Annotated in this window: 5 protein-coding genes and 1 pseudogene; 2 read left to right on the top strand and 4 right to left on the bottom strand. The window is 72.5% G+C overall.

The window, feature by feature from the left end:
- Positions 1-617: 617 nt before the first annotated feature.
- Together D450_RS35425 and pta are read left to right on the top strand one after the other, a co-directional pair.
- Positions 618-1,784 (top strand): annotated as a pseudogene (locus D450_RS35425) (phosphotransacetylase family protein); the annotation flags it as partial.
- Between the two features lie 94 nt (positions 1,785-1,878).
- Positions 1,879-2,649, top strand: coding sequence for a phosphate acetyltransferase (gene pta / locus D450_RS35430; protein WP_017538944.1), 771 nt, complete (start codon positions 1,879-1,881; stop codon positions 2,647-2,649).
- A 118-nt stretch (positions 2,650-2,767) separates the two neighbouring features.
- On the opposite strand, the gene D450_RS0112165 is transcribed toward pta, so the two are convergent.
- The 4 genes from D450_RS0112165 to D450_RS0112180 all read right to left on the bottom strand — a co-directional run.
- Entirely contained in the window at positions 2,768-4,420 is a 1,653-nt protein-coding gene (locus tag D450_RS0112165; RefSeq protein WP_017538945.1) for an ABC transporter ATP-binding protein, read from the bottom strand.
- A 17-nt stretch (positions 4,421-4,437) separates the two neighbouring features.
- Positions 4,438-5,337 (bottom strand): ABC transporter permease, encoded by a 900-nt coding sequence (locus D450_RS0112170; RefSeq protein ID WP_017538946.1) that lies wholly within the window; start codon positions 5,335-5,337, stop codon positions 4,438-4,440.
- Positions 5,334-6,287 (bottom strand): ABC transporter permease, encoded by a 954-nt coding sequence (locus tag D450_RS0112175; protein ID WP_017538947.1) that lies wholly within the window; start codon positions 6,285-6,287, stop codon positions 5,334-5,336. The genes D450_RS0112170 and D450_RS0112175 overlap by 4 nt, the downstream gene beginning before the upstream one ends.
- Before the next feature lie 83 nt (positions 6,288-6,370).
- Positions 6,371-7,846, bottom strand: a 1,476-nt coding sequence (locus D450_RS0112180; RefSeq protein WP_026128511.1) for an ABC transporter substrate-binding protein, incomplete at its 5' end; no start/stop codon positions are given.

Below are 7,846 nucleotides of genomic sequence, written 5' to 3' on the forward strand. Positions count from 1 at the left end.
TCGTCGTCGCTGCCCGCCACCCCGACCGGCGCAGGCCCGCCACCCGGCAAGCGGGCGCGAGCGGGGTACCAGCTGCTCCGTCGCCGCTAACGCCTGGACCGCGAGGGGCCTGGCGGCCGAGCGGGGCGGCTGGGGAACCACCCGGCTCCTTCGTCGCTGCTTCGACCTGGACCGACGGTAACCCGACGCCCGGCAAGCAGCCGCGAGCGGGGCACCTGCCGATCCGTCGCCGCCCTTGACCTGGACCGCGAGCGACCCGGCGGCCGACAGGCAGGCCCGGGGAACCGCCCGGCTCCCTCGTCGCCGCTGCTTCCGGGCGGTCCGCACCCTCTGTGGTCGATGCCGCTTCCCGCTGGAGTGCCGCCCCGGCCGACTCACCGCCTCTCGCCGCATTGGGCGAAGCTTTGCCTTTCGAAATCCCCGGTCGGGGTGGACCTGCCCGAGGAGGCCCGCTTGTCCGGCTTACCGTGGTGCGGGGGCCTTTGTTCTCACGGGTGTTCTCACGGGCCCCGTTGGACGCGGGCCACGGCCCCGGCGTGCCTGGGGCCACGGCCCCTCGCGGCGCATGGGGTCATGGCTCCGATGGCGCGTGGGCAGGACTTCGAAAGGCGGGGCGCATGACGCGGGGCGTCTACATCGCGGCCACCGACGCCGACAGCCAGCAGGCCGTCGTCGCGCTCGGGACCGCCGAGCAGCTCTCCAGCACGGTCCACTCGGTCGGGGTGTTCCGGCCCGTCGCCGGCGGGCACGGGCGCGACCGCGACCCCATCGTGGAGACCCTGCGCACCCGCTTCGACCTGCAGGACGCCTACGAGGAGTGCGTCGGGGCCGAGTACGCCGACGTCCGCACCGACCCCGACCGGGCCATGGCGCGCATCGTCGAGGCCTACCACGAGGTCGCCTCCCGGCACGCCGCCATGGTGGTCGTCGGCTCCGGCTACACCGACGTCGGCTCGGCCACCGAGTTCTCCTTCAACGCCCGCGTCGCCGCCAACCTCGGCACCCCCGTGCTGCTGGTGGTCTCCGGCGCCGGGCGCGGCGAGGCCGAGGTCCGCGACGTCATCGCCATCGCCCGCCAGGAACTGGACCGCGAGCACGCCTCCCTGCTGGCCACCGTGGTCGACCGGGTCGACCCCGACCAGGCCCCCGGCCTGCGCGAGCGCCTGGACGGTGAGGGCTACGTGCTGCCCGAGGTCCCCCGGCTGCGCGCCCCCACGCTGCGCGACCTGCAGCACGCCTGCCAGGCGCGGCTGCTCTTCGGCGAGGAGAAGCGGCTCGGCCGCGAGGTCTCCGGACTGCTGGTCGCGGCCATGTCGCTGCCGAGCATCCTGGACCGGCTCGAACCCGACCACGTGGTGATCATGGCCTCCGACCGGGCCAGCGCCCTGCTGCCGGCGATCGACGCCGCGCACACCTCGGCCGACTTCCCCCCGCTGGCCGGGGTGGTCCTCACCGGCGGCGCCGACCTGCCCGAACCGGTGTGGCGGCTGCTCACCGGCATGGACATCCGCCTGCCCGTGCTCGCCACCGACCTGGACACCTTCCCCACCGCCACCCGGGCCGCCGGCACCCGCGGGCACATCGCCCCCGGCGCCGGGACCAAGATCGAGACCGCGCTGGGCGTGTTCGCCGAGGCGGTCGACGGCCGCGACATCGTCGAGCGGCTCCAGGTGGCCCGCTCGCCGGTGGTCACCCCGCTCATGTTCGAGCACACCCTGCTGCAGCGGGCCCGCGCCGACCGCCGCCGCATCGTGCTGCCCGAGGGCACCGAGGAGCGGGTGCTGCGCGCCGCCGACCTGCTGCTCCGGCGCGACGCCGCGGACCTGGTGCTGCTCGGGTCGCCCCGGCAGGGCGGCGCCCCCNCTGTCCGCCGCCGAGGTGGTCGACCCGGAGGCCGCCCCCGGGCTGGTGGAACGCTTCGCCGAGGAGTACGCCCGGCTCCGCGCGCACAAGGGCGTCAGCAGGGAGCTGGCCCGCGACACCGTCCGCGAGCTGTCCTACTTCGGCACCATGATGGTGCAGTGCGGGATGGCCGACGGCATGGTCTCCGGCGCGGTGCACACCACCGCCCAGACCATCCGCCCCTCCTTCGAGGTCCTGCGCAGCTCCCTGGTCTCCAGCGTCTTCTTCATGTGCCTGGCCGACCGGGTGCTGGTCTACGGCGACTGCGCGGTCAACCCCGACCCCGACGCCGAGCAGCTCGCCGCCATCGCCGTCGACTCGGCCCGCACCGCGCGCGGGTTCGGAGTGGAGCCGCGGGTGGCCATGCTCTCCTACTCCACCGGTGCCTCGGGCACCGGAGCCGACGTGGACAAGGTGCGCCGGGCCACCGCGCTGGTCCGCGAGCGCGCACCCGAGCTGGCCGTGGAGGGGCCCATCCAGTACGACGCGGCCATCGACCCCGGCGTGGCCCGCACCAAGCTCCCCGACAGCGAGGTCGCCGGGCGCGCGACCGTGTTCATCGTCCCCGACCTGAACACCGGCAACATCCTCTACAAGGGGGTGCAGCGCAGCGCGGGCGCCGTCGCCGTCGGCCCGGTCCTGCAGGGGCTGCGCAAGCCGGTGAACGACCTGTCCCGCGGTGCGCTGGTCGGCGACATCGTCAACACCGTCGCCATCACGGCCGTCCAGGCCCAGCAGGCGGACTGACCGGGACCGGGGGTGCCGGAGGGCCGGAGCCGCCGCAAGGCGCCGGGGCACCCGGCCGCCGGAACGGCGCGGGGGCGGCGGGGAACACCCCGCCGCCCCCGCGGACGCCCCGGCCGTGCTACTGCCCGGCGGCCTCCGGCAGCTGCGTGTCCGCCGTCCGCGCCTCGTCGGGCAGCGACAGCTCGAAGTCGGGGGTGTCGGCGATCAGCGCGCGCGTGTACTCGTGCCGCGGCCGCGCCATCACCTCGCCCACGTGCCCGTACTCCACGATCTCGCCCTTGTTGAGCACCGCCACCTTCTGCGCGATGTTCGACACCAGGGCGATGTTGTGGGTCACGAACAGCAGCGCCATCCCCTCGTCCTGGAGGTTGCGCAGCAGCTCCACGATCTCGGCCTGCACCGAGACGTCCAGGGCCGAGGTGATCTCGTCGCAGATCAGGAGCTCGGGCCCGGTGGAGATGGCGCGGGCGATGCTCACCCGCTGCCGCTCGCCCCCGCTGAGCTGCTCGGGGAAGCGCGCCGCGTACTCCGCGGGCAGCGCCGCCCGCTCCAGGGCGTTGGCCACCACCGCGTCGGGGTCCCGGGGCCGCCCCGCCAGGTGCGTGTACGGCGCCAGGATCAGGTCCCGCACCCGCTTGCGCGGGTTCAGCGCCTCGTAGGGGTTCTGGAAGATGTACTGCACCCGGCGCCGCTGGTCGGCGGTGCGCCGGTAGCTGCTGTGCGCCAGCGGGGCGCCGTCGAACAGCATCTCGCCGGAGAACTGCGTGTGCAGCCCGGCGACCGACCGCGACAGCGTGGTCTTGCCCGACCCGGACTCGCCCAGCAGGGCCACGCACTCGCCGCGCTGGACCTCCAGCTCGATGTCGTGCAGCACCGTGGTGCGCCCGTAGCCGGCCTGGAGCCCGGAGATCCGCAGCACCGGTTCGGCGTCCGGCTCCCCGGGCTCGGGGTGGCCCTCGGTGCGCAGCAGCGGCACGGCGCGCAGCAGCCGCCGCGTGTAGGGGTGCTCCGGCTCGGCCAGCACCCGCGCCGCCGCGCCGCGTTCGACGACCTCGCCCTTGAACATCACCGCGATGTCGTCGGCCAGGTCGGCGACGACCGCCATGTCGTGGCTGATGTACACCCCCGCGATGCCGTAGTCGCGGGTCATCGAGCGGATGGTCGCCAGCACGTGCGCCTGGGTGGTCACGTCCAGGCCGGTGGTGGGCTCGTCCATGACGATCACGTCGGGGTAGCCGGCGAAGGCCATGGCGATGGCGACCCGCTGCTGCTGGCCGCCGGAGAGCTGGTGCGGGTAGCGGGAGAGGAACGCGTCGTCGTCGGGCAGCGCCACCTCTCGCAGCACCTCGCGCACCCGGTCGGCGCGCGGCCCGCGCTCCTGCTCGTCCCACTCGTGCAGCGCCTCGATGAGCTGGGTGCGCAGCCGCAGCGCGGGGTTGAGCGCCGAGGCCGGGGACTGCGGGATGTAGGCGACCGCGCGGCCGCGCAGCCGCCGCACCCGGGCCTCGTCGAGCCCGGTCAGCGGGGTTCCCGAGACCTCGATGGCGCCGTCGGCGACCTCGGTGCCGCGCTTGCAGTGCGCCAGCAGCGACAGCCCCAGGGTGGTCTTGCCCGATCCGGACTCGCCGACCAGGCCCAGGATGTGCCCGCGCCGCAGGGTCAGCGACACCCCGGAGATGATCCGTACGTTCGAGGGGTGGCCGACCACGGCCAGGTCCTCCACGCGCAGCGCTGCGGCGCCGTCCCCTTCCGCCTGTGCGGTTCCGGTCATTGGTTCGGAGCCGGTCATTACTTCTCCACCCCCCGGTCGATCCCGATGGAGGCCCGGGAGAGCCCGTCGGTGATGAGGTTCGCGCCGATGGTCAGCACCGCGACCGCCGCGACCGGCAGCACGACCGCCCACGGCTGGATGGTGATGGCGGTGCGGCCCTCGTTGATCATCAGGCCCCAGTCGGCCGTCGGCGGCTGCAGGCCCATGCCCAGGAAGCTGAGCGTGGCGATGGTGCCCACCGAGTAGGTGATCCGCAGGCCCAGCTCGACCAGCAGCGGGCTGGTGATGTTGGGCAGGATCTCGGCGGCCATGATCCGCCACCGGGGGACCCCGATCGCCTCGGCGGACTTGACGAAGTCCTGCTCGACCACCTTGAGCGTGGCCTCGCGGGTCACCCGGGCCACCCGGTTGGCGTGCGACAGGGCGATGATCACGACGATCAGCCACACCTGCGGCCCCAGGATGGACAGCAGCAGCAGGGCCAGCACCAGCTGCGGGAAGGCCAGCAGCATGTCGTTGGTGCGCATGATCAGCTCGTCGGCCCAGTTGCGCAGGTACCCGGCGACCAGGCCGAGCACGGCGCCTCCGACCACGCCGGCCAGAGCGGAGAGCACGGCGATGCTCACCAGGGTGTAGCCGCCGTGCAGGAACCGGCTGAAGACGTCGCGGCCGACCTCGTCGGTGCCCAGCAGGGTGCCCTCGGCGTCGGCGGAGTTGGGCAGCCCGGCCATCTCCGTCGGGGAGAACGGGCTCAGGAACGGTCCGGCGACGGCGACCAGCAGCACGGCGCCGGCCAGCACCACGCCGATCTTGGTGCGGTGGTAGCGCCAGGCGGTGCGCAGCAGTCCGGGGCGGCGGACGGGCCCGGCGGGCGCCGTGGCGGTGCCGCCGGTGCGCGCGGTGTCGGCAGTGCTCATCTCGACGACACCCTCACCTTCGGGTTGGCGGCCAGTCCGACGACGTCGGCGACCAGGTTGACCAGCACGTACACCGCGGCGATCAGCAGCGTGACGGCCTGGATGACCGGGAGGTTGCGGGCCTCGATCGCGTCCATCAGGGCCTTGCCGATGCCCGGGAAGTTGAACAGGAACTCGATCGCGACCACGCCGCCGGCCAGCCAGCCCAGCTGCAGCGCGATCACCTGGGCCACCGGCCCGATCGCGTTGGGCGCGGCGTGCCGCCAGATGACCGTCCGCTCGGGCAGGCCCTTGAGACGGGCCTGCTGGACGTACTCGCTCTCCAGCACCTCGATCATCGAGGCGCGCATCATCCGGATGATCGGCGGGCTGACCGCGATGGCCAGCGTCAGCACCGGCAGGACCAGCTGGTCGGGGTTGGAGAGCACCTCGGTGGAGCTGCCGGCGTAGACCGCGGGCAGCAGCTTCAGCCCGCCGGTGGACAGCAGCAGGATGGCGACGATACCGACGGCGAACTCCGGGACGGCGGCCAGCACCAGGGTGACCATGGAGGAGGAGTGGTCGAAGCGGCGGTCGCGGCGGAGCGCGGCGAAGGCGCCGATGGCCATCGCGATGGGGGCGGCGATGACCGCGGTGATCAGCATCAGGCTCAGGCTGGCCTGGATGCGCGGGCCGAGCAGCTCGGAGACGGGCATGCCGCCCGAGAGCGAGGTGCCGAAGTCCAGCACCAGGACGCCGCTGAGCCAGCTCCAGTACTGCAGGGCCAGCGGCTGGTCGAGGTTGAGCTCGCGGCGCAGGGCCTCCAGGCGGGCCGGGTCGGCGGCCTCGCGGCCCAGGATGGCCTGGGCCGGGTCGCTCGGCAGCGCCTGGGTGGCCGCGAAGACCACGAGCGAGACCACGAAGAGGGTCAGCAGCCCGTAGAAGAGGCGGTACAGGATGAGTCGAAGCATGGTGACCTTCGGAGTCGGCGGGAGCGGGCGTTCGGGAGGGCGGCGCGCCGGCGCGCCGCCCCCGTCCGGTCAGTGCTCGACGGTCAGCCCTCGATGGTCACCGAGCGGAAGTTGTAGCCGCCCAGCGGGTGGCCCACCACGGAGGGCTCGAAGCCCTTCACCTTGGAGCTGATCCCGTCGATCATGCTCGGGAAGCCCCAGATGATGTAGCCGCCGCGCTCGTACTCGATCTCCATCGCCTTCTGGACGAGCTCCTTGCGCTTCTTGTCGTCGGTGGTCTGGCGGGCCTCGTCGACCAGCTCGATCCACTCCTCGTCCTCCCAGTGCGTCTCGTTGAACGGCGCACCCGGGTAGGAGCCCTGCGCGGTCTGCGACAGGTAGTGGCGGGCGCTCCAGAAGTCCTGGGCGAAGGTCCACTTGAGGTAGTTGTCGCCGTAGAACTCCTCACTGGTCACCCGCTTGAGCTCGACGGTGACCCCGGCCTCCTTGGCCTGCTCCTTGAAGACCTGGGCGGCCGCCTCGGCGCCGGCGTTGATCGGGCCGGTGACCAGCTCGACCTCCAGGTCGTCCTCGTAGCCGGCCTCCTTGAGGAGCTTGCGGGCCTCCTTGATGTCCTGCTCCCGCTGGGGCAGCTCCTCGTTGTAGAAGGGGTCGAACCGCCCGTACATGTCGTTGCCGACCAGCCCGTGGCCGTTGAGCGCCTGGTCGATCATCCCCTGCCGGTCGACGATGAGCCGGAACGCCTGGCGCACCTTCTCGTCGTCGAAGGGCTCCTGGTCCACCCGCATGGTGAACGGCAGCCACATGCCCGACTCCGACTCCATGATCTGGAGGTTCTCGTTGGACTCGATGACCTCGATCTGGCTGTGCGGAACCTGGGCGATGACCTCGACCTCGCCGCTGACCAGGGCGTTGACCCGGGCGCTCTCGTCGGCGAAGTTGATGATCTCCAGCTCGTCGATGTTGGGGCGGCCGTCCCAGTACCCGTCGAACGCGGTGAACAGGCTGCGCTCGCCCTTGGTGAACTCCTTGAAGGCGAAGGGGCCGGCGCCGACGGGCTTCTCCGGGTCGTACCCCTCGGGCACCACCCCCATGGCGTATTCGGCGCACAGCTCCTTGAAGGTGACGTAGGGCTTCTCGAACGGGATCTCGACGGTCCGCTCGTCGACCTTCTTCAGCTCGTCCCGCTTCATCGTGGCGAGCTGCTGGGCGCTGGTGCCCGGCTTGTCGGGGTCGGTGATGCGCTTGAGGGTGAAGATGAGGGCATCGGCGTTGACCGGGGACCCGTCGTGGAAGGTCAGGTCCTTCTTGAGCGTGGCGGTCCACACGTCGGCGGCCTCGTTGGGCTCCAGCGACTCGGCCAGCGCCAGCTCGATGCTGAAGTCGGCGGCGAACCGGCACAGGCCCGCGTACAGGTTGTAGACGCGGGCGATGTCGGGGTTGTCCGTGGGGTCGTGGGCGTCCACGGTGTCATTGGAGGAGCCGCCGGCCACACCGACCCGGAGGCGCCCGCCGCCCTCGCCGCTCCCGCCGCTCGAGCCTGAACCGCAGGCGGAGAG

Source organism: Nocardiopsis halophila DSM 44494, from assembly GCF_000341245.1.
In the GTDB taxonomy this organism is placed as follows: domain Bacteria; phylum Actinomycetota; class Actinomycetes; order Streptosporangiales; family Streptosporangiaceae; genus Nocardiopsis_A; species Nocardiopsis_A halophila.